Here is a 21,576-nt window from a genome sequence, read left to right as displayed (position 1 = left end):
AGGAAATCAACATGTCTATCACGACGGAAGGTTGGATCGTCTTTCTTCTCATCGGGCTGGTCGCGGGTTTTCTCGCCAGCCTGATCGTTGGTGGAGGCGGGCTCATCAGTTGTCTGGTGAGCGGCGTGATCGGCGCTTTCGTGGGTGGTTTCCTGTTTCATTATTTTGGGATTTCGCTCGGCATTCAAAATGCGCTGGTCGTGGAGATCATCCATGCCACGGTCGGCGCGATCATCGTGGTGTTGTTGGCGAGATTGATCGCTTAGGGCACCTCAGCAATAGGCCTGAAACGAGGGTTTGATGGAAAGTGTCGGTTGGTTGGGTCTGATCATCATCGGCGGTCTTGCGGGCTGGCTCGCGGGCAAGCTGATGGACGCGCGCTACGGGATCATCCTGAACATCATCCTCGGTATCGCCGGCTCGGTGGTCGCTGCGGGGCTCATGACAGCCCTGCATGTCGGCATACCCGGCGGCCGGCTCGGCTTTTTCATCACCGGTTTCATCGGTGCATGTATTCTGATATTCCTCGCCAAATTCGCTCGGCGATGAAGGGCCGCATCTGAGCGGCGGAAAGTAGACGTTTCATGGTCACCATTCTCGACACGATCAACCCGGACGCCAAGCGCGTGCGACACCCGGAAAAGGCCCATCGGCCTGATACGGAAGTCCTGCGCAAGCCGGATTGGATCCGTGTGAAGGCGCCGACATCGAAGGGTTACGCCGAAACCCGCTCGATCGTGAAGGAGCACAAGCTCGTCACGGTCTGCGAGGAGGCCGGCTGCCCGAATATCGGCGAGTGCTGGGACAAGAAGCACGCCACCTTCATGATCATGGGCGAGATCTGTACCCGCGCCTGCGCCTTCTGCAACGTCGCGACCGGCAAGCCGAATGCGCTCGACATGGCCGAGCCGGAGAATGTCGCCAAGGCTGTCAAGGAGATGGGCCTCAGCCACGTCGTCATCACCTCGGTCGACCGCGATGATCTGGAAGATGGCGGCGCCGAGCACTTCGAGAAAGTGATCTGGGCGATCCGCGCCGCTTCGCCGGCAACGACGATCGAGATCCTCACGCCGGACTTCCTGAAGAAGCCGGGCGCCCTGGAGCGCGTCGTTGCCGCAAAGCCCGACGTCTTCAATCACAATCTGGAAACCGTGCCCGGCAACTACCTGAAGGTTCGCCCCGGCGCGCGTTATTTCCATTCCGTTCGTCTGCTGCAGCGGGTCAAGGAACTCGATCCCACGATGTTCACCAAGTCGGGCATCATGGTCGGCCTCGGCGAGGAGCGCAATGAAGTGCTGCAGCTGATGGACGACCTGCGCACCGCCGATGTCGACTTCCTGACCATCGGCCAATACCTGCAGCCGACGCGCAAGCATCACCAGGTGATGAGCTTCGTCACGCCGGAAGAGTTCAAGTCCTACGAAACAGTGGCTTACACCAAGGGCTTCCTGATGGTCGCCTCGAGCCCGCTGACGCGCTCCTCGCATCACGCCGGCGATGATTTCGAACGTCTGCGTGCCGCTCGCGAAAAGAAGCTGCTGCTGGCTGCCGAATAAGCGCACCAGGATTACATTCTGTCATCCGAACGAGCCGCGGCGATTGTGCCGCGGTTTTTTTGTTCTGTCATTCATTTGTCATCGACCCGGCCTAAGCAACGCGCCGCCGTTTGTCACCGGTATCGGCGCTTTAGAATCGACTATGGAGCTGAACCGTGGAGCATATTGTTGCGCCGCAGGCGCTTTTGCGTGCCGTCGATACCGAAGCGGCGGCCGATCATATCCGCAGGGCGAACCGAATCCTCGTCATGGGCTGCTCCGGCGGCGGCAAATCGACCCTGTCGCAGAAGATTGCCGCCCGTTTTGGCCTCACCTATGTCTCGATCGATCGCGACGTCCTGTGGCTGCCGGGCTGGGTCGAGCGCGCAAAGGACGAGCAGCGCGCCATCATCGCAGCCAGGGTTCAGGAAGAGCGATGGATCCTGGATGGCACCAATCCCTCGACATTCGATGTGCGTCTGCCGCGCACGGATTTCGTCATCTGGGTGCGGATGCCGCGATTGTTATGCGTATGGGGAGCGGTGTCCCGTTGGATCAAATGGATGGGCCGCACGCGCCCGGAAATGGCGCCAGGCTGCGTCGAGAAGGTCGACTGGGAATTTCTTCGTTTCATCTGGACGTTCGAGGAGAAGTTTGCGCCAAGAGTTCTGGCTGGGCTCGCCCAGCATGGACCTGATGTGCCTGTCCTCCAATTGACCAGTCGCCGGCAAATGAGCGAATTGCTCGATTTGCTCGCAAAACCCGCATAGGCGCTGCCAGACATTCAAATTATTGTGCTCACTCGGTTGCCGGAGGTGACATATGCAGGAATTGAGCAGCATAGCTGAGGGCGCGGCCCATCTCAGGGCGGCCGATCGCATCCTTATCATGGGCTGTTCCGGCGGCGGCAAGTCGACATTGGCGCGGAAGATCGTTGCTTTTCTGGATTTGCCCTATGTCTCCATGGATCGGGAGTTTTTCTGGCTGCCGGGCTGGGTGAAGAGAGACAAGGCGGAGGAACGTGCGCTTATTGCGGCGAAGGTTGCCGAGGGTCGCTGGCTGATCGATGGAACGGGACCATCCAGCTTCGATCTCAGATTGCCGCGCACCGAGCTTGTGCTTTGGGTGCGCATGCCGCGCTGGATCTGCATATGGGGCGCTTTGTCGAGGGCACTGCGATGGCTGGGGCGGTCGCGCCCCGATATGGCCCCAGGGTGCCCCGAACGCATCGATTGGGAGTTTCTGCGCTACATATGGGATTGGGAGCAGAAATCTGCGCCGAAGGTTCTGGCGAGCCTAGCACAGCATGGCCCGGATGTCCCCGTTTTGCAGCTGAAATCCCGCGGCGAAATGCGTCAGCTTCTTGATCTTCTTGGCTGTCCTGCTTAATTGCGGCTCATGCCTCAGTTCGAAACCCATCGCCCCGTTCCCCATTCGCCCGATCAGATGTTCGACCTCGTCGCCGACGTGGAGCGTTATCCGGAATTCCTGCCGCTTTGCGAGGCACTCACGGTCCGCAGCCGCAAGGAGCGCGACGGCAAGGTCTTGCTCGTTGCCGACATGACCGTCGGTTACAAGGCGATCCGCGAGACCTTCACGACGCAGGTGCTGCTAAACAAGGCGGAGCGCGCCATCGACGTCAAGTACATTGACGGCCCATTCAAATATCTCGACAATCGCTGGCGCTTTACGCCGTCGGACAATGGCGGCAGCGTCATTGATTTCTTCATCGATTACGAATTCAAGAGCCGCATTCTCGGCGCTCTGATGGGATCGATGTTCGATCGGGCCTTCCGCATGTTCACGGATGCCTTCGAAACACGCGCGAGCAAGATCTATGCTTGAAGCTACGCTCGGTTACTGACCGAGCGTGACGAGCATCTCCAGCGCCGTATTCAAGGTGGCGAGCCGAACCTTGTCGCGGCCGATATCGCCATAGCGCATTTCGTGATGGATGAGGCCGCCGCTGCGCGCCTTGGCGGCGAGGTGGACGAGCCCCACCGGCTTTTCCGCGGAGCCGCCGCCAGGGCCGGCGATACCCGTTACCGCCACGGCGAAATCGGCCCGGGAGCGGAAGAGGGCGCCATGCACCATCTGCAGCGCCGTTTCCTTCGAGACAGCACCGAACTGCGCCAGCGTCTGCTCCTGCACGCCGAGCATCTCCATCTTGGCGGTATTGGTGTAGGTGACGAAACCGCGATCGACGACGGCGGAGGAGCCGGGGATCTCTGTCAGCGCGCCGGCGATCAATCCGCCGGTGCAGGATTCGGCTGTCGCGACCATCCAGCCCCTGGCCGTGAAGTCTGTGACGATCTTTTGCGCGAGCGCGAGAATCTCCTCCGGAAAATGCATTATGCCTTGCCTCCGCGATAGACGACGGTCGCCGTCGCGATCGCCGCGATGCCTTCGCGGCGACCGACGAAGCCGATCTTCTCGTTTGTGGTTGCCTTGACCGAACAGCGATCGATGCTGATGCCGAGAAACTCCGATAGCCTTGCGCGCATGACGTCGCGATGCGGCCCGACTTTCGGGGCTTCGGCGATCAGCGAGACATCCGCATTCATGATGGTGCCGCCGCGCTCGCGCACGATCTTTGCCGCGTGCTCGATGAAGATACGGGAAGGGGCGCCCTTCCATTGCGGATCGGAGGGCGGGAAATGATCGCCGATATCGCCGGCGCCGCAGGTGGCAAGCAGGGCATCCGTCAGGGCATGCAGGGCGACATCGGCGTCCGAATGCCCCTTCAGCTTCTGGTCGTGCGGAATGAAGACGCCGCAAAGGGTAACGCCATCGCCCGGCTCCAGCTGATGCACGTCATAGCCATTGCCGGTGCGCACATCGGGCAGCAACCCGGCACTGAGCTTTTCATCGGCCATGGCAATATCCCTCTTGATCGTCAGTTTTACGTTGTCCGCACTGCCCGTCACCAATGTCACAGGCAGGCCGCACCATTCCGCAATCGCCGCATCGTCGGTGAAATCAACCTTGCCGTCGGCTTCGGCTTTCTCATGTGCGGCGAGAATATCGACGAAGCGGAAGGATTGCGGTGTCTGCGCGGCGTGAAGGCCGGCGCGAGGCACGGTATCGACGACCAGGCCGTTTGCGTCGCCGCGTTTCAGCGTGTCGGTGACGGGCATGGCAGGCAACACGGCCGGCGCACCCTCAGCCAATGCTATGGCAACACGATCCAGCAGATCATGGTCGAAGAAGGGGCGAACGGCGTCATGGATCATGACATGCGTCACGCCGCTTGCCTTCAGGTGCCGAAGGCCCGCAAGCACGGATTGCTGGCGTGTCGCACCCCCGAAGGCGATCTCAACCTCGGGTAGACCGTCAACCTGCTCCAGCGCCGCCCGCAACAGCTTTTCGTCATCGCGATGGATGACGACGACGATCTTGGATGCCTGTGGCCATGTCACGAATCTTTCAAGCGTATGCGCAATAACCGCTCTGCCGCCGATCGGGCGATATTGCTTGGGGCCTTCTTCGGGAGAGCCTGCCCTTTCACCACGCCCGGCGGCAACGATGACGATTCCCACCGACAGCGGTTGCTTTGAATGCATTTGCGTCATAAACCCCCGAAGGATGAAAGGCTCGGTCTGCGGCATGGCTTTGAAAAGCGTAGAGCTTTCCTTTGAACAAGCACATGCTAAATAGATCGCCAAAACGGGATCCTGCTTCAGCAGGGTCTATCGCCTCAACTGAGTATTTTCCAGCATCTGCCCAAAAAATATCGGGATTCTTCGAAACCCCTTGGCAAACTTTCAAAGCGTGTCTAAAAATAGTGCAGATATATGGTGTGCCCGAAAGATAATCATTTGCTTTCTCTCAAGCTTGCAGCTCCATTTTCCGTCGGTTCCGTGCCTATCCGAAATCGCGTGATCCTTGCACCGATGTCGGGCGTGACCGATCTTCCTTTCCGGCAGCTCGCATTACGCTACGGCGCCGGTCTGGTCGTCACGGAAATGGTCGCCAGTCGCGAGCTCGTGCAGGATACGGCCGAGTCCTGGGCGCGGTTGAAGAGTGCCGGGTTGAGGCCGCATATGGTGCAGCTTGCCGGGCGAGAAGCTTATTGGATGGCCGAGGCGGCCAAGATCGCTGCCGATAATGGCGCCGATATCATTGATATCAACATGGGTTGTCCCGCCAAGAAGGTGATCGGCGGTTATTCCGGCTCGGCGCTGATGCGCGATCCGGATCATGCGCTGACCTTGATCGAGGCGACCGTCCGCGCGGTGAACATCCCCGTGACGCTGAAGATGCGGCTTGGCTGGGACGAAAACTCCATCAACGCGCCTGATATCGCGCGCCGAGCCGAAGAGGCCGGCATTCAGCTCGTCACCATTCATGGCCGCACGCGCATGCAGTTCTACGAGGGCAGGGCGGATTGGGATGCGATCCGCGCCGTACGCGATGTCGTCTCCATCCCGCTTGTCGCCAATGGCGATGTCGAAACGGCTGAGGACGCTGAGGAAATCCTGCGTCGCTCCGGCGCCGACGCCGTCATGATCGGCCGTGGCTGCCAGGGCCGTCCGTGGCATGCGGGCGTGATCGCCGGCCATCGCGAGCCAAATCATCAGGAGATCGTCGAAATCGCCCTCGAGCATTATCGCATGATGCTGGAATTTTACGGCGAAGCCGTCGGCATTCGCCACGCCCGCAAGCATCTCGCCTGGTATCTCGATCGTTATGCGCCGGCAACGACAGGTGCGGACAAGGCGAAAATCATGACGTCGAAAGAAAGCGGTGAAGTGGCTGCATCCTTCCATGCCGCGCTGCAGGCTGGCGCCGATCTCGCCCATTGCGTTCAGGAGGCTGCATGACTTCGAAATCCAGCTCCGGCGCCGGTGACACCCCGGCCAACTCCGTGGCCATGGCCGTTCTCAACGCGATCCAGAACCCTGTCGTCATGGTCGATGAGGCCGGCCTTATCGCTTTCGCCAATTGGGAGGCGGAAGCCTTCTTCGGCGCTAGCGCCTCGCACCTGTCCCGCTACAAGATCTCCACCTTCATACCGTTCGGCAGCCCCTTGCTCGCCTTGATCGATCAGGTGCGCGAGCGCCGCGCGCCCGTCAACGAATACCGTGTCGATCTGAGCTCGCCACGACTGGGACAGGATAAGCTGGTGGACATCTATGTCGCGCCGGTTTCCAGCGCGCCCGGTTCGGTCGTGGTGGTGTTCCAGGAGCGCTCCATGGCGGACAAGATCGACCGGCAGCTGACGCATCGCGCCGCGGCCCGTTCGGTCACCGGCCTTGCCTCCATGCTGGCGCACGAAATCAAGAACCCACTCTCGGGCATTCGCGGTGCTGCGCAGCTGCTTGAGCAATCGGTCGAGGACGACGACCGCGCGTTGACGCGCCTTATCTGCGACGAGACCGACCGCATCGTCTCGCTGGTCGACCGTATGGAGGTTTTCTCCGACGAGCGGCCGGTCGATCGCGTTCCTGTCAATATCCATTCCGTGCTCGATCATGTGAAGGCAATCGCCAAGGCCGGCTTTGCCCGCAACATCAAGATTTCCGAGAATTACGACCCGTCGCTGCCGGCGGTTTTCGCAAACCGGGACCAGCTCGTACAGGTCTTCCTCAATCTGGTGAAGAACGCCGCCGAAGCGGTCGGCGATCGTCAGGATGGTGAGATCATGCTGACAACGGCCTATCGCCCCGGCATTAGGCTCTCGGTTGCCGGTACGCGGGAGAAGATATCGCTGCCGCTGGAATTCTGTGTCATCGACAACGGCCCCGGCGTGCCGGCCGATCTCGTGCCGCATCTCTTCGATCCGTTCATCACCACCAAGACGAACGGGACCGGCCTCGGCCTTGCGCTGGTCGCCAAGATCATCGGCGACCACGGCGGCATCGTCGAATGCGACAGCCAGAACCATCGCACCACTTTCCGCGTTTTGATGCCTGCTTCCAAGGGCATCACCTCAGAAGATGCCCCACTTCCGAACTCTACAGGGACTACTCGATGACAGCCACGATCCTTGTCGCCGATGACGATGCGGCCATCCGCACCGTGCTCAACCAGGCTTTGAGCCGCGCGGGTTACGATGTCCGCATCACGTCGAACGCCGCCACGCTCTGGCGTTGGGTTTCGGCCGGCGAAGGCGACCTTGTCGTAACCGACGTCGTAATGCCCGACGAAAACGCATTTGACCTGTTGCCGCGCATCAAGAAGGCGAGACCGGATCTGCCTGTTCTGGTCATGAGCGCGCAGAACACCTTCATGACGGCGATCAAGGCATCGGAAAAGGGCGCTTACGACTATCTGCCGAAGCCGTTCGACCTGACCGAGCTGATTGCCATCGTCGGTCGCGCTCTGTCCGAACCGAAGCGCAAGCCGGCAAAGATCGATGACGACATGCAGGACGGCATGCCGCTTGTCGGCCGGTCCGCCGCCATGCAGGAAATCTACCGCGTGCTCGCGCGCCTGATGCAGACCGATCTGACGCTGATGATCACCGGCGAATCCGGCACCGGCAAGGAGCTGGTGGCGCGCGCGCTGCATGATTACGGCAAGCGCCGCAACGGTCCGTTCGTGGCGATCAACATGGCCGCGATCCCGCGCGATCTGATCGAATCCGAACTGTTCGGCCACGAGAAGGGCGCCTTCACCGGCGCTCAGACCCGCTCGACCGGCCGCTTCGAACAGGCCGAGGGTGGCACGCTGTTCTTGGATGAAATCGGCGACATGCCGATGGACGCGCAGACGCGCCTGCTGCGCGTGCTGCAGCAGGGCGAATATACGACCGTCGGCGGCCGCACGCCGATCCGCACCGACGTCCGCATCGTCGCCGCCACCAACAAGGATCTGAAGCAGGCGATCAATCAGGGCCTGTTCCGCGAGGATCTCTATTACCGCCTCAACGTCGTGCCGTTGCGCCTGCCGCCGCTGCGTGACCGCGCCGAGGATATTCCGGATCTGGTGCGCCATTTCATCCAGCAGGCCGAGAAAGAAGGTTTGGGTTCCAAGCGCTTCGATCAGGAAGCACTTGAGCTGATGAAGGCCTATCCCTGGCCCGGCAACGTCCGCGAACTGGAAAATCTCATCCGCCGGCTGATGGCGCTTTATCCGCAGGATGTCATCACCAAGGAGATCATCGACGCGGAACTGCGCGCCGATGTGCCCGACAGCCCGATCGAAAAAGGTCCGGTTCGCACTGGCACGATGACCATCGCCCAAGCGGTGGAAGAGAACATGCGGACCTATTTCTCAAGCTTTGGTGAGAACCTGCCGCCCCCAGGTCTCTATGACCGCGTGTTAACTGAAATGGAATACCCGCTGATTCTCGCCGCCCTGACCGCCACGCGCGGCAATCAGATCAAGGCGGCCGATCTTTTGGGCCTGAATCGCAATACGCTGCGCAAAAAGATCAGAGAACTGGGTGTTTCGGTTTACAGAAGCTCGCGCACGGCTTGACAACACAATCCGATGCGTTGCATTTTCGCCACAATGCGTTGCTTAAAGGTCACGCAGCAGATTCGTCGTTTTTGCGGTGGCGATTCATCTGACCCACTCTCGTCAGAATGAGAGTTCGTCTGATTTTTCAACTTGTTGCAAAAGTGACATGAAGTAAAGGTTTCGCTTCTGTGCGAAACCGGACGACAGTTCACGCCTCTGCCTGTCGCTCGCATGAATGCCAACTAGGGCCATGCGATTTGACCAGGGCGCCGACCGTCGCTCGGGCGTGGAGATTGATGGGAATGATGCAGGACGCGGTGTCGCCGGCGGCGAGCGACGAGGCGGTTGTCAAAGTGACGGACCGTCGTGCTTCCTTTGCCCTGCCTGGTCTGATCTTGGCCGGCGGCGCTCTTCTGTGCGCCATCGCGACCTTATTGATGCTTCTCGGGCTGACGCCGATCGCACCCACCTCGTCGGTCGTCTTTACCTCGGTCGTCATCAACGGCCTGTTCGTGCTGGGGCTGATCGCTCTGATTGCCCGCGAGGTGGCGCGGCTGATGAAGGCGCGCAGCCGTGGGCGTGCGGCAGCCCGCCTGCATATCCGTATCGTCGTTCTTTTCTCGATCGTCGCGATCACACCGGCCATTCTCGTGGCCATCGTTGCCAGTCTGACGCTCAATGTCGGTCTTGATCGCTGGTTCGGTGTGCGAACTCAGCAGATCATCAGCTCTTCGCAAAATGTTGCACAAGCCTATTTGATGGAGAATGCGAGCTACCTGCAGGGTCAGACCGTCTCGATGGCGAACGATCTGGAGCGCAACCGCTCGCTCTTCAACCTCGACCGCACCGGTTTTGCCGATCTGATGACCCGGCAGGCGCGCGGACGCGGCTTGCTGGGCGCCTTCCTCGTGCGCCGCGACGGCACCGCCATCGTCCAGGCCGAGATCAAGACCGAACGCCCGCTACCGGCCATTCCGAAGGATGCGCTCGATTCCTCGGCCAATGGTCAGCCGACGCTCATCCCGCCCGGTGTGACCAACCTCGTCGGCGCGGTCATCAAGTTGGACGAGCTTCCAGGTTCGTTTCTCTATACCGTGCGTGCGGTCGATCCGCGCGTCATGAACGCCATGCGGATGGTGGAAGACAACACCGTCGAATACAAGGCGATGGAAGCTGGGCGCATGTCGCTGCAGATCGCGTTCGCCGTCCTCTATATCGGCTTCGCCCTCATCGTGCTGTTGGCCGCGATCTGGACCGCGATTGCGATTGCCGACCGTATCGTGCGGCCGATCCGCCTTCTCATCAGTGCCGCAGACAATGTTGCCTCGGGCAATATGAACGTGCTGGTGCCCGTACGCTCGGCCGATGGCGACGTCGGCAGCCTGTCGCGCACCTTCAACAAGATGATCTCGGAAATCCGCACGCAGCGAGACGAAATTCTGGAAGCGAAGGATGAGGTCGACGACCGTCGCCGCTTCATCGAAGCCGTGCTCTCAGGTGTGACCGCAGCCGTGATCGGCGTCGAGCACGATCGGCGCATCACCATCGTCAACACCTCGGCCGAAGACCTGCTGACACTGAAGAGCGACGAGCTCATCGGTAAGAATCTGTCGGATATGGCCCCCGAGGTCGATCAGGTTGTCACAGAAGCGACGACACGCCATCGCAGCGATTTTCGCAAGCAGATCAGTCTCGTTCGCGGCGGAACTGTGCGTACGCTGAGCGTCCAGGTGACGCGCGAGGAATCGCGCGACGCCAATGAATCCTATGTCATCACGCTCGATGACATCACCGATCTCGTCATCGCGCAGCGCTCGACGGCCTGGGCCGACGTTGCGCGCCGCATCGCGCACGAGATCAAGAACCCGTTGACGCCGATCCAGCTGTCGGCCGAGCGCATCCGCCGCCGCTTCGGCAAGAATATCGCCGATGCCGACCGTCCGGTCTTCGACCAGTGCACGGATACGATCATTCGGCAGGTAGGCGATATCGGCCGCATGGTCGATGAGTTCTCCTCCTTTGCCCGCATGCCGAAGCCGACCATGGAGCCGACCGATCTGCGCGATATTCTGCGCGATGCCGTGTTCCTGCGCGAAATGGGCAACAATCACGTCAAATTCGAGCGTGAGCTGGGCGACGAACGGCTGGAGGGCATGTTCGATGCGCGAATGCTTGGCCAAGCCTTCGGCAATCTGATCAAGAATGCCGTCGAGGCGATCGAGGGCGTACCGAGCGATCAGGCGCGCGAGCAGCCGAAGATCCTGGTGCGTTCGTCCCTGGACCCGGACCGCGATCGCTTTACTGTCGATGTCATCGACAACGGCCGCGGCCTGCCGGTCGAGAACCGGCACAGCATTCTCGAACCCTATATGACGATGCGCGAAAAGGGCACGGGCCTCGGGCTCGCCATCGTCAAGAAGATCATTGAAGACCATGGCGGGCAGATCGAACTCCACGACGCGCCGGCCGATTTCGACCAGGGCAGGGGGGCCATGATCCGCGTGCATCTGCCGCGCCGTGAGCAGGCCGCCGTCGCCCAGACAGCAAGTGACAAGGAAAGCGTCTATGGCATCTGACATTCTCGTGGTGGACGACGAGGAAGACATTCGCGAAATCGTTTCGGGAATTCTTTCGGATGAAGGGCACGAAACCCGAACCGCACATGACAGCGATAGTGCGCTTGCCGCGATTTCCGACCGCGCGCCACGGCTGATCTTCCTCGATATCTGGATGCAAGGCAGCAAGCTCGATGGTCTTGCGCTGCTCGACGAGATCAAGGCGCGCCATCCGGAGCTGCCCGTGGTCATGATTTCGGGTCATGGCAATATCGAGACGGCCGTCTCCGCCATCAAGCGCGGCGCCTTCGATTTCATCGAGAAGCCATTCAAGGCCGATCGCCTGATCCTGATTGCCGAGCGCGCGCTGGAAAACTCCAAGCTGAAGCGCGAGGTTTCCGAGTTGAAGCGCCGCACAGGCGACGCTGTGGAGCTGATTGGCACATCGGTCGCCGTTTCGCAGCTGCGCCAGACGATCGACAAGGTTTCGCCGACCAACAGCCGCGTGATGATTTTTGGCCCATCCGGTTCCGGCAAGGAACTGGTGGCCCGCATGATCCACAAGAAGTCGACGCGTGCCAACGGTCCCTTCGTGGCGCTGAATGCGGCGACCATCACGCCGGAGCGCATGGAAATCGCTCTGTTTGGCACGGAGGGCTCGCCGGGACAGGCGCGCAAGATCGGCGCTTTGGAAGAGGCCCATCGCGGTATCCTCTATCTCGACGAAGTCGGCGAAATGCCGCGCGAGACGCAGAACAAGATCCTGCGGGTGCTCGTCGACCAGCAGTTCGAGCGCGTCGGCGGCTCCAAGCGCGTCAAGGTGGATGTGCGTATTATCTCGTCCACGGCCTATAATCTCGAGAGCCGCATTGCCGAAGGTCTGTTCCGGGAGGATCTTTACCACCGCCTCGCCGTCGTGCCCGTCCGTGTGCCGGCTCTTGCCGAGCGCCGGGAAGATATCCCCTTCCTCGTCGACCAGCTGATGCGCCAGATTTCCGAACAGGCCGGCATTCGCCCTCGTCGGATCGGCGATGACGCCATGGCCGTGCTGCAGGCACATGACTGGCCCGGTAACATCCGCCAGCTGCGCAACAACATCGAGCGGCTGATGATCCTGGCGCGCTCCGATGGTGCGGACACGCCGATCACGGCGGAAATGCTGCCGACCGACCTCGGCGACATGCTGCCCAAGGTCTCCGCCAAGAACGACTATCACATCATGACGCTGCCGCTGCGCGAAGCACGTGAAATGTTCGAGCGCGATTATCTCATCGCCCAGATCAACCGTTTTGGCGGCAATATCTCGCGCACGGCGGAATTTGTCGGCATGGAGCGTTCCGCGCTGCATCGCAAGCTGAAGTCGTTGGGCGTCTGATCAGTCGCCCGACTTTCAAACATCCCCGACTTTTAAACGTCAAAGAATTCGGATCAGGGGCTTCCATGCCGAGAATAGCTTATGTCAACGGCCGTTACGTCAGGCACAGCGATGCCATGGTGCATATCGAAGATCGCGGCTATCAGTTTGCTGATGGCGTCTATGAGGTGTGCGAGGTTCGTCACGGCGTGATCGTCGACATGACGCGCCATCTCGATCGCCTCAACCGGTCGCTGAGCGAGCTTCGCATTGCCTGGCCGATGACGCGCCAGGCCTTGATCCTGGTGATTCGCGAGACGCTGCGTCGCAATCACGTCCGCAATGGCCTGTTCTACCTGCAGGTAACGCGCGGCGTGGCCCGGCGCGATCATGTCTTTCCGCCTGATGGTACGCCGTCTTCGATCGTCGTGACCGCCAAGAGTACCGATCAGTCGGTGATTGCCAAGAAGAATGCCAATGGCATCAAGGCAATCACCGTTCGCGATAACCGCTGGGACCGGGTGGATATCAAGTCGGTCGGCCTGCTTCCGAATGCGATGGCCCGCCAGCAGGCCAAGGAAGCCGGCGCGCAGGAAGCGATCTATATCGACCATAACGGCATGGTGAAGGAAGGGGCCGCCACCAACGTCTGGATCGTCGATCACGACGGGAATCTCGTCACGCGCCCCGCCGATCACGGCATCCTGCGCGGCATCACCCGCACGACGCTTTTGGATGTCGCGGCAAAACTCGAGGTGACGATCGTCGAGCGATTCTTCTCGGTCGAAGAGATGATGAAGGCCCGTGAAGTCTTCATAACAGCGGCGACAAGTATCTGTTTTCCGGTCGTTTCTATCGACGGCGAGACCATTGCCAACGGTCATCCGGGCAGCATGTCACAGAAAATTCGTGAAGCCTTTTTCGACGTTGCGGAAAAGACTGCGATTTGATACCAACATTCGCTGGGGGGAGAGAATGAGGGTATCTCCTGTCCGGGACCTCTGTATATCATGACATTTAACCGACCTCGGTCGGCAAAAAAGAAAGAAGCGGCGCGATGGCGGAACGTTCTCAGAACTTGCAGGACCTATTTCTCAATACTGTTCGCAAGCAAAAGATTTCACTGACAATTTTCTTGATTAACGGTGTGAAGCTCACGGGTGTCGTAACCTCCTTCGACAATTTCTGTGTCTTGCTCCGCCGTGATGGCCATTCGCAGCTCGTCTACAAGCACGCGATCTCGACGATCATGCCGGGTCAGCCGATGCAGATGTTCGAGAGCGAAGAAGCCGCTTCCTAACCGGGACTTGCTACTATCACGACACGCGATACCAAAAATGATTCCCTCATCCCGGAGACCGTAAAGCACCGGGATGATATGCGCGCAGTTGTCGTCGTGCCTGTGCTGAAACAGGCGCGCGCCGCGCGTTCCGCCCAGGCCGACAGTGCCATCTCCGTTTCGCGCCCGCCCGAAAGCCGGCTGGAAGAGGCCAAGGGCCTCGCACTTGCCATCGATCTCGATGTCGTCAACGGCTCCATCGTCCCGATCAACGATCCGCGACCGGCAACGCTGCTTGGAACCGGCAAGATTGAAGAGATTCGCGCGCTGCTTGACGAGTTCAACGCCGGCCTCGTCATCGTCGATCATCCGTTGACGCCGGTGCAGCAGCGCAATCTCGAGAAGGCATGGAACGCCAAGGTCATCGACCGCACGGGCCTCATCCTCGAAATCTTCGGCCGCCGCGCCTCCACCAAGGAAGGCACGCTGCAGGTCGAGCTTGCGCATCTGAACTATCAGAAGGGCCGGCTGGTCCGAAGCTGGACCCACCTTGAGCGCCAGCGCGGCGGTGCCGGCTTCATGGGCGGCCCGGGTGAAACCCAGATCGAAGCCGACCGGCGCATGCTGCAGGAACGGATAATCCGGCTGGAGCGCGAGCTGGAGCAGGTGGTTCGCACCCGCCAGCTTCACCGCGCCAAGCGCCGGAAGGTGCCGCATCCGATCGTGGCTCTCGTCGGCTATACCAACGCCGGCAAGTCGACGCTGTTCAACCGTATCACCGGCGCCGGCGTGCTGGCGGAAGACATGCTGTTTGCAACGCTCGATCCGACGCTGCGGCGCATGAAGCTGCCGCATGGCCGCACCGTCATCCTCTCCGACACCGTCGGCTTTATCTCGGATCTGCCGACTCACCTGGTGGCCGCTTTCAGAGCGACGCTCGAAGAAGTGTTGGAAGCCGATCTCATCCTGCATGTGCGCGATCTCTCGGATGATGACAATCAGGCTCAGAGCGCCGATGTCATGCGCATTCTCGGCGATCTCGGCATCGGCGAGGCCGAAGGTGCGGAGCGCATCCTCGAGGTCTGGAACAAGATCGATCGGCTCGAGCCGGAAGCGCATGACGCCATCGTGCAGAAGGCATCGACCACCGAGAACGTCATTGCCGTCTCTGCGATGAGCGGTGAGGGCGTCGATCGCCTGATGGACGAAATCAGTCGCCGCCTGTCCGGCGTGCTCACGGAAACGACGATCACGCTTCCTGTCGAAAAGCTGGCGCTGCTGCCTTGGCTCTACAATCATGCCATCGTCGATAACCGTGAAGATAATGAGGACGGCACCGTGACGCTCGACGTCCGGTTGACAGAAACCGAGGCGGCTGAGCTGGAGCGGCGCATGGGTAATGGTCCCAAGCCGCAGCGCGAGGATTGGGAATAGGCGGCATTCCGCATGTCGCGCAAAAGTGTGAAGCGGTTTTGCAATAACGACATGCGAAAGATCCGAGCCAGAAGCGCAAGAAGCGAATCCGAAGGATCGCGGCGCGCTTCAGGCCGTTTTCACGCCTGCGAGCTGCCGCTCTATCGCCTTTGCCGACTGCCAGATCTCTTCCATCCGCTCCAGCGAGGCGCCTTCCAGCGTCTCGCCTTCCGCATCGAGCGTCGTTTCGATGTGATGGAAGCGGCGGCGGAACTTCGTATTCGTGCCGCGTAGGGCTTGTTCCGGATCGGTATTCACATGCCGTCCGATATTGACGACGGCAAAGATCAGGTCGCCGAGTTCGTCGCTGACCTTGGCCTTGTCGCCGCTCGCGAGCGCTGCCCGCAATTCGCCGATCTCCTCCTCGATCTTGTCGAGAATCGGCTCCGGTGCCGACCAGTCGAAGCCGACCTTGGCGGCCCGCTCCTGCAGTTTCAACGCTTCCGTCAGGGCAGGGAACGTCCGCTGCACCGAGCCCAGGAAGCCGGCCTTGAAATCCTCCGTGATACCGCTCTTGGCACGACGTTCGGCCCGCTCCCGCTTCTCCTCGGCCTTGATCCTATCCCATTGCAGCGTCACCGCGTCCTCGGTCTTCGCATCGGAGACGGCAAAGACATGCGGATGGCGGCGGATCATCTTGCGGGTGATGGCGTGCACGACGTCACCAAAGGAAAATGCGCCGGCCTCCTCGGCGATCCGGGCATGGAATACGACCTGCAGCAGGAGATCGCCGAGCTCGTCGCAGAGATCGTCGTTATCCTTCCGCTCGATCGCATCCGCCACTTCGTAGGCTTCTTCGATGGTATAGGGCTTGATGGTTTCGAAGGTCTGGACGATATCCCATGGGCAGCCGCTCTCGGGATTTCGCAGCGCCGCCATGATGTCGATCAGGCCGGAAATGTCTCGCGATGCTTCCATCATTGCCTCGGGTCTTGCTCTGTCAATTCAAGGGGATGTCGTTGTCGCTCTTAGACGCCTGGTAGCTGTCGGACAATCCGGCATAGGCTGCCTTGATGCGCGCTGTCTGGTCCTTCAACTCGCCCTTGCGCGGATCATCTTCCGTCTCTACGAGGTCAGAGATGGCAAAGCTGTTCCAGAAAGCGTTTTGGCGGCGATAACCACCAGGTTCCAGGCCGAAGACTTCCTTCAGAATCTTGAGATCATGCGGGATCGCGAAGGCGTCGCGAGAGTCCTCGTGGCTGAAGAAATAATAGAAATTGTCGAACCCGGCCCAGGTGATCGCCGACATGCACATGGTGCAGGGCTCATGGGTGGACAGGAAGATCAGATCCTTGGTCACGGGCTTTTCGCCGAGCTCGTAGAAGCGCTTGAGGGCATGGACTTCGCCGTGCCAGAGCGGGTTCTCCAACTCATTGTTCGTTTCAGCGATGACGAGCGAAAGGTCGGATTTGCGCAGGATGGCCGCGCCGAACACCTTGTTGCCGGCCGCCACGCCCTTGCGGGTCAGGGGCAGGATGTCGTGCTCCACGACGTCAAGAAGGCGGGCTGCGATGCTATTGTCGGACAAGGATTTCCTCCAGGAATTTCGGCTATAGTCTATCGGCATTGCCCACTCGACGGAATGCGCAAATGACGTATGGACCACATTTGTCACAGGCAATAAAATCACCGCAGACGTCAGTCAATGATAAAAGTCTATAGATTTCCTATATTTATCTCGATCTGCTCGTCTGGTGAGTTTTGCTCAAATCCTTGAGATGTCGAGCAAAAGAATACGCGCATGCATAGGCATTAGAATTTCTGTTTCTTCAATCTCTTGGCCGCAAGGGCGATATTCGCCAAATCTCGAAGTGGAATAACGATGCCTCCCAGGACTGAACAGCTTTCGGCGTTCCCCGCCTTCTTCCGTGTGGAAGGAAGGGTTACGGCTGTCTTCGGCAATGGCGACGAAGCCTTTGCCAAGGTGCGGCTGCTTCTGAATACGCAGGCGAGAATCGTTGCCTATGTGCAGTCGCCCGAGGCTGACTATCACGCCTTCCTCATCGCCAACCGGATTGAAACCGTACGCGGCGATTTCTCATCGGATCAGATCAAGGGCGCCGCGCTGGTCTTTGCCGCCACCGGTGACGCTGCGGCGGATCGCGCGATTGTCGATGCCGCCCGCGCCGAGAGAATTCCGGCAAACGCCGTCGATCAGCCCGATTACTGCGATTTCTACACGCCGGCGCTGGTCAATCGCGCTCCCGTGGCCGTTGCCATCGGCACGGAAGGCGCCGGTCCGGTACTGGCGCAAATGATCCGCGCGCAGATCGACCAGATGCTGTCGCCGTCGCTCGGCAAGCTGGCTGAGCTTGCGACGCGTTTCCGCAAGCCGGTCGAGCACCTTGTGCCGCGCGGCGTTGCCCGCCGCATGTTCTGGCGGCAGTTCTTTTCAGGACCTGTCGCCGATGCCGTCAATGCGGGCCATATCGCGCAGGCCGAGCAGGCGGCCGATGAGTTGCTGCAGTCGTCGCGTGAGGTTGAGGGCCGCGTCTGGCTGGTCGGCGCCGGCCCAGGTGCGGAAGATCTGCTGACCTTGCGGGCGCAGCGCGTGATGATGGAAGCCGATGTCATCGTCTATGATGCCCTCGTGCCACAGGCGATCGTCGATATGGGACGGCGCGATGCTGAGCGTCTGTCCGTCGGCAAGCGCAAGGGATGCCACAGCAAGTCGCAGGAAGAGATCAACGATCTGTTGGTGCAGCTTGGCCGCGAAGGCAGGCGCGTCGTACGGCTGAAGTCGGGCGATCCGCTGGTTTATGGCCGTGCAGGCGAGGAAATGGCGGCCCTGCGTGCTGCCGGCATCGGCTATGAGATCGTTCCCGGCATCACCTCGGCCTTCGCTGCTGCTGCAGATTTCGAACTGCCGCTGACGCTGCGCGGCGTTGCCTCTTCGCTGGTCTTTACGACGGGTCACGATCTTACAGGCGACGTGCTGCCCGATTGGGCAAGCCTGGCTGTATCCGGCGCCACGATTGCCGTATATATGGGACGCACGGTTGCCGCTTCCGTCGCCGGCCGTCTTATGCAGGCCGGTTTGCCGCCCGAGACGACCGTTGCCATCATCGAGAATGCCAGCCGTCGCGATCGCCGCCTGATGCACGGTATATTGCGGGATCTGCCTGATCTCGAGCACCGCGATGAGCTGGGCGGACCGGTCATGGTTATTATCGGCGATGCTGTCGCCGGTGCGAATTTTGAACAATCCGAGCCGCTGGTCCGTCGCGAGACCGCTGCTCAAGACTATGCAAGGAACTGATTGATGGTCGACAAGGTTCTGACCGCAAACCGGCTCACCGATGGCGTCGCCGTCTGGCTGAACGCAAATGGTGAGTGGGTGACATCGCTGCAGGAAGCGCTGGTCGCTCGCCATGCCGAAGCGGAAGCCGCTCTGGAAGCGATCGGCAAGCAGGCCTATGCCGACAACAAGGTTGTCGACGTCAATCTGATCGACGTACAGGAAACCGGCGGCAAGCTCTGGCCGCTGCGCTTGCGCGAGCGTATCCGCGCCGAAGGCCCAACCATGGAATACGCGCCGGGCTACGCCGCGGCCGATCCCGATTTCATTGCAGTCTGAGAAGTCCCGAGGAAATCATGTATCGTTACGATGAATTCGACCACGCCTTCGTTGCGGAACGGGTTGCCCAGTTCCGCGATCAGGTGGAGCGGCGCCTCTCGGGTGAGCTTTCGGAAGATGCCTTCAAGCCGCTGCGCCTGATGAACGGCGTCTATCTGCAGCTTCATGCCTACATGCTGCGCATCGCCATTCCCTACGGCACGCTGAGTTCGCGCCAGATGCGCATGCTCGCCCATGTCGCGCGCACCTATGACCGCGGTTACGGCCACTTCACCACGCGTCAGAACCTGCAGTTCAACTGGCCGAAGCTCTCCGAAATGCCCGATGCGCTGGCCGATCTCGCGTCGGTCGAAATGCACGCCATCCAGACTTCGGGCAACTGCATTCGCAACGTGACGGCCGACCATTTCGCCGGCGCCGCGGCTGACGAAGTCGCCGACCCCCGACCCTACGCCGAAATTCTGCGCCAGTGGTCGTCGGTTCATCCGGAATTCTCGTTCCTGCCGCGCAAGTTCAAGATCGCCGTCACCGGTGCGGAGCGCGACCGCGCCGCGATCCAGGTGCATGATATCGGCCTGCATCTGAAGAAGAATGACAAGGGCGAGATCGGCTTTGCTGTCTACGTCGGAGGCGGGCAGGGCCGCACGCCGCTCGTCGCCAAACTCATTCGCGACTTCCTCCCGGAAGAGGATCTCCTGTCATACACGACGGCGATTATGCGCGTTTACAACCTGCATGGCCGCCGCGACAACAAGTACAAGGCGCGCATCAAGATCCTCGTGCATGAAACCGGCGCCGAAGAACTGGCACGTCAGGTCGAGGTCGAATTCGACAAGCTGAAAGACACCGAACTGAAGCTGCCGGAAGCCGATGTTCAGGCCATCTCCGCCTATTTCGCGCCGCCGGCACTGCCACAGCGTGCCGAAGGCTGGGAAAGCCTGGCGCACTGGAAGAAGGCCGATCCGGCCTTTGCCCGCTGGGTGCAGCAGAATGTGCAACCGCACAAGAATCCCGATTACGGCATGGTGACGATCTCGCTGAAGCCGATCGGCGGCATTCCGGGCGATGCCTCGGATGCTCAGATGGACGCCGTCGCCGATATCGCCGAGGAATATGCCTTCGACGAAATCCGCGTCAGCCATGAGCAGAATCTGATCCTGCCGCACGTCGCATTGGCCGATCTCGAAGCCGTCTATCGTGGCTTGGTGGCCAACGGTCTGGAGACGGCGAATGCCGGCCTGATCACCGATATCATCGCCTGTCCCGGTCTCGACTATTGCGCCCTTGCCAATGCGCGCTCGATCCCGGTTGCGCAGGAGATTTCCGCGCGATTTGGCTCGCCTGAGCGCCAGGCCGAGATCGGCGAGTTGAAGATCAAGATTTCCGGCTGCATCAATGCCTGCGGCCATCACCATGTCGGCCATATCGGCCTGCTTGGTGTGGAGAAGAAGGGCGCTGAACTCTACCAGATCACGCTCGGCGGCTCCGGCGACGAGAATACGTCGATCGGCGAAATCATCGGGCGTGGCTTCGAGCCCGACAAGGTGACGGATGCCATCGAGACCATCGTCGACACCTATCTTGGCCTTCGCCTAGATCCCTCCGAAACCTTCCTCGTCGCCTATCGTCGCGTCGGGCCGCAGCCGTTCAAGACCGCGCTTTACGGCGCGTCCTCGTCGGCAGCCGAAGCGGCGTAAGGAGATTGACCATGACCAAGATCTGGCGGGAAACCGGTTTCGTGGAAAATGATCCGTGGGTTATCGAGACCGACGAGGTCAAGGCGAATGAGACGCAGAAACCTCTTCTGAGCATTGATGCGCTGATCGCAAGGGCTGAAGAAAGCAACGACGTCGGCCTCGGCGTCGTCATCAAGCCGGCTGACGATGTCACCCGGCTGCAGCCCTATCTCGATCGCCTCGAAATCGTCGCGGTCGCCTTTCCGGCATTCAGCGATGGTCGCGCCTTCAGCCATGCCTCGCTGCTGCGCCAGCGCCTGGGTTATGCCAGGGAGTTGCGTGCCGTCGGCGACGTGCTGATCGATCAGGTACCGTTGATGCTGCGCGTCGGCGTCGACAGTTTCGCTGTGACGAATGAGACCGCGCTGAAAAGATTGTCGGAAAACCGCTTGCCGGGTATTCCGCACTATTACCAGCCGACCGCACGCCGCGCCGAAGGCGGTCAGGCCTACAGCTGGCGGCGTTTGCCGGCGAAGTCGGCCTGATGTCGAAAGACGCATTCTGTTGCGGCAATTTGACGGTGTCGGATTGCCGTATTCAGGCCTTTCGAATGATGTAAGGTCGGTGAATTGGAATCTTGACTGAAATATACATATTTCAGTCCTGTGTCGTCGGTTGGAATGGAATGCCTTTCAAAACCGACTATATTATAATATCAGC

At 60.4% G+C, this 21,576-nt stretch carries 22 protein-coding genes; 18 read left to right on the top strand and 4 right to left on the bottom strand.

The features are described 5' to 3' along the window. Window positions 1-11 precede the first annotated feature (11 nt). The 6 genes from AC13Q5_RS00925 to AC13Q5_RS00900 all read left to right on the top strand — a co-directional run bounded on the left by AC13Q5_RS00925 (window position 12) and on the right by AC13Q5_RS00900 (window position 3,380). On the top strand, window positions 12-266 hold the full coding sequence (locus AC13Q5_RS00925) for a GlsB/YeaQ/YmgE family stress response membrane protein (protein ID WP_075852527.1): 255 nt from the start codon (window positions 12-14) through the stop codon (window positions 264-266). A 34-nt stretch (window positions 267-300) separates the two neighbouring features. Further along, window positions 301-549 carry a GlsB/YeaQ/YmgE family stress response membrane protein gene (locus tag AC13Q5_RS00920; protein ID WP_047633309.1) on the top strand — a complete coding sequence of 83 codons (249 nt, stop codon included), beginning with the start codon at window positions 301-303 and terminating at the stop codon, window positions 547-549. 35 nt (window positions 550-584) lie between these two features. Further along, window positions 585-1,556, top strand: coding sequence for a lipoyl synthase (lipA, locus tag AC13Q5_RS00915; RefSeq protein WP_075852528.1), 972 nt, complete (start codon window positions 585-587; stop codon window positions 1,554-1,556). Window positions 1,557-1,711: 155 nt separating this feature from the next. Then, a complete protein-coding gene (locus AC13Q5_RS00910; RefSeq protein ID WP_488500603.1) occupies window positions 1,712-2,305 on the top strand; it encodes a P-loop NTPase family protein in 594 nt (197 codons plus the stop codon). Between the two features lie 52 nt (window positions 2,306-2,357). Next, complete coding sequence (locus AC13Q5_RS00905) at window positions 2,358-2,924, top strand: P-loop NTPase family protein (protein ID WP_488500602.1); 567 nt, start codon at window positions 2,358-2,360, stop codon at window positions 2,922-2,924. Between the two features lie 9 nt (window positions 2,925-2,933). Further along, window positions 2,934-3,380 carry a type II toxin-antitoxin system RatA family toxin gene (locus AC13Q5_RS00900; protein ID WP_075852531.1) on the top strand — a complete coding sequence of 149 codons (447 nt, stop codon included), beginning with the start codon at window positions 2,934-2,936 and terminating at the stop codon, window positions 3,378-3,380. A 12-nt stretch (window positions 3,381-3,392) separates the two neighbouring features. Here AC13Q5_RS00900 and AC13Q5_RS00895 read toward each other — a convergent pair whose 3' ends face one another. Together AC13Q5_RS00895 and AC13Q5_RS00890 are read right to left on the bottom strand one after the other, a co-directional pair. Beyond that, window positions 3,393-3,887 (bottom strand): CinA family protein, encoded by a 495-nt coding sequence (locus AC13Q5_RS00895; protein ID WP_075852532.1) that lies wholly within the window; start codon window positions 3,885-3,887, stop codon window positions 3,393-3,395. Next, a complete protein-coding gene (locus AC13Q5_RS00890) occupies window positions 3,887-5,107 on the bottom strand; it encodes a bifunctional 2-C-methyl-D-erythritol 4-phosphate cytidylyltransferase/2-C-methyl-D-erythritol 2,4-cyclodiphosphate synthase (RefSeq protein WP_075852667.1) in 1,221 nt (406 codons plus the stop codon). Before AC13Q5_RS00890 ends, AC13Q5_RS00895 begins: the two co-directional genes overlap by 1 nt. A gap of 222 nt (window positions 5,108-5,329) precedes the next feature. Between AC13Q5_RS00890 and dusB the strand changes: the two genes are divergently transcribed. The 8 genes from dusB (at window position 5,330) to hflX (ending at window position 15,564) form a co-directional block, all read left to right on the top strand. Next, a complete protein-coding gene (gene dusB / locus AC13Q5_RS00885; protein ID WP_488500601.1) occupies window positions 5,330-6,358 on the top strand; it encodes a tRNA dihydrouridine synthase DusB in 1,029 nt (342 codons plus the stop codon). Next, complete coding sequence (locus AC13Q5_RS00880; protein WP_075852534.1) at window positions 6,355-7,512, top strand: two-component system sensor histidine kinase NtrB; 1,158 nt, start codon at window positions 6,355-6,357, stop codon at window positions 7,510-7,512. Before dusB ends, AC13Q5_RS00880 begins: the two co-directional genes overlap by 4 nt. Beyond that, entirely contained in the window at window positions 7,509-8,960 is a 1,452-nt protein-coding gene (gene ntrC / locus AC13Q5_RS00875) for a nitrogen regulation protein NR(I) (RefSeq protein WP_075852535.1), read from the top strand. The genes AC13Q5_RS00880 and ntrC overlap by 4 nt, the downstream gene beginning before the upstream one ends. 284 nt (window positions 8,961-9,244) lie before the next feature. Continuing rightward, window positions 9,245-11,518 carry a sensor histidine kinase NtrY-like gene (locus AC13Q5_RS00870; protein WP_075852536.1) on the top strand — a complete coding sequence of 758 codons (2,274 nt, stop codon included), beginning with the start codon at window positions 9,245-9,247 and terminating at the stop codon, window positions 11,516-11,518. Further along, a complete protein-coding gene (ntrX, locus tag AC13Q5_RS00865) occupies window positions 11,508-12,872 on the top strand; it encodes a nitrogen assimilation response regulator NtrX (protein ID WP_075852537.1) in 1,365 nt (454 codons plus the stop codon). Before AC13Q5_RS00870 ends, ntrX begins: the two co-directional genes overlap by 11 nt. A gap of 65 nt (window positions 12,873-12,937) precedes the next feature. Further along, the gene (locus AC13Q5_RS00860; RefSeq protein WP_488500600.1) at window positions 12,938-13,801 is read left to right on the top strand and encodes a D-amino-acid transaminase; all 864 of its coding nucleotides are present in this window, start codon (window positions 12,938-12,940) and stop codon (window positions 13,799-13,801) included. A gap of 107 nt (window positions 13,802-13,908) precedes the next feature. Next, window positions 13,909-14,151, top strand: coding sequence for an RNA chaperone Hfq (gene hfq, locus AC13Q5_RS00855; RefSeq protein WP_003539403.1), 243 nt, complete (start codon window positions 13,909-13,911; stop codon window positions 14,149-14,151). A gap of 78 nt (window positions 14,152-14,229) precedes the next feature. Next, the gene (gene hflX, locus AC13Q5_RS00850) at window positions 14,230-15,564 is read left to right on the top strand and encodes a GTPase HflX (protein ID WP_488500599.1); all 1,335 of its coding nucleotides are present in this window, start codon (window positions 14,230-14,232) and stop codon (window positions 15,562-15,564) included. Between the two features lie 108 nt (window positions 15,565-15,672). On the opposite strand, the gene mazG is transcribed toward hflX, so the two are convergent. After that, a complete protein-coding gene (gene mazG, locus AC13Q5_RS00845; RefSeq protein WP_457882287.1) occupies window positions 15,673-16,521 on the bottom strand; it encodes a nucleoside triphosphate pyrophosphohydrolase in 849 nt (282 codons plus the stop codon). Between the two features lie 22 nt (window positions 16,522-16,543). Continuing rightward, window positions 16,544-17,131 carry a deaminase gene (locus AC13Q5_RS00840; protein ID WP_075852541.1) on the bottom strand — a complete coding sequence of 196 codons (588 nt, stop codon included), beginning with the start codon at window positions 17,129-17,131 and terminating at the stop codon, window positions 16,544-16,546. A 294-nt stretch (window positions 17,132-17,425) separates the two neighbouring features. Here AC13Q5_RS00840 and cysG point away from each other — a divergent pair, with 294 nt between their 5' ends. Genes cysG through AC13Q5_RS00820 form a run of 4 tightly spaced genes read left to right on the top strand, consistent with a single transcriptional unit; the run spans window position 17,426 to window position 21,401 of the window. Then, complete coding sequence (gene cysG / locus AC13Q5_RS00835) at window positions 17,426-18,862, top strand: siroheme synthase CysG (protein ID WP_457882285.1); 1,437 nt, start codon at window positions 17,426-17,428, stop codon at window positions 18,860-18,862. A gap of 3 nt (window positions 18,863-18,865) precedes the next feature. Continuing rightward, the gene (locus AC13Q5_RS00830) at window positions 18,866-19,180 is read left to right on the top strand and encodes a DUF2849 domain-containing protein (RefSeq protein WP_015339836.1); all 315 of its coding nucleotides are present in this window, start codon (window positions 18,866-18,868) and stop codon (window positions 19,178-19,180) included. Window positions 19,181-19,197: 17 nt separating this feature from the next. Next, window positions 19,198-20,877 carry a nitrite/sulfite reductase gene (locus AC13Q5_RS00825; RefSeq protein WP_488500598.1) on the top strand — a complete coding sequence of 560 codons (1,680 nt, stop codon included), beginning with the start codon at window positions 19,198-19,200 and terminating at the stop codon, window positions 20,875-20,877. Between the two features lie 11 nt (window positions 20,878-20,888). Beyond that, a complete protein-coding gene (locus AC13Q5_RS00820) occupies window positions 20,889-21,401 on the top strand; it encodes a DUF934 domain-containing protein (protein WP_488500597.1) in 513 nt (170 codons plus the stop codon). Window positions 21,402-21,576 lie beyond the last annotated feature (175 nt).

This window comes from Martinezella sp. CNPSo 3964 (assembly GCF_057784375.1).
This window is presented reverse-complemented; position numbering and strand designations above follow the sequence as displayed.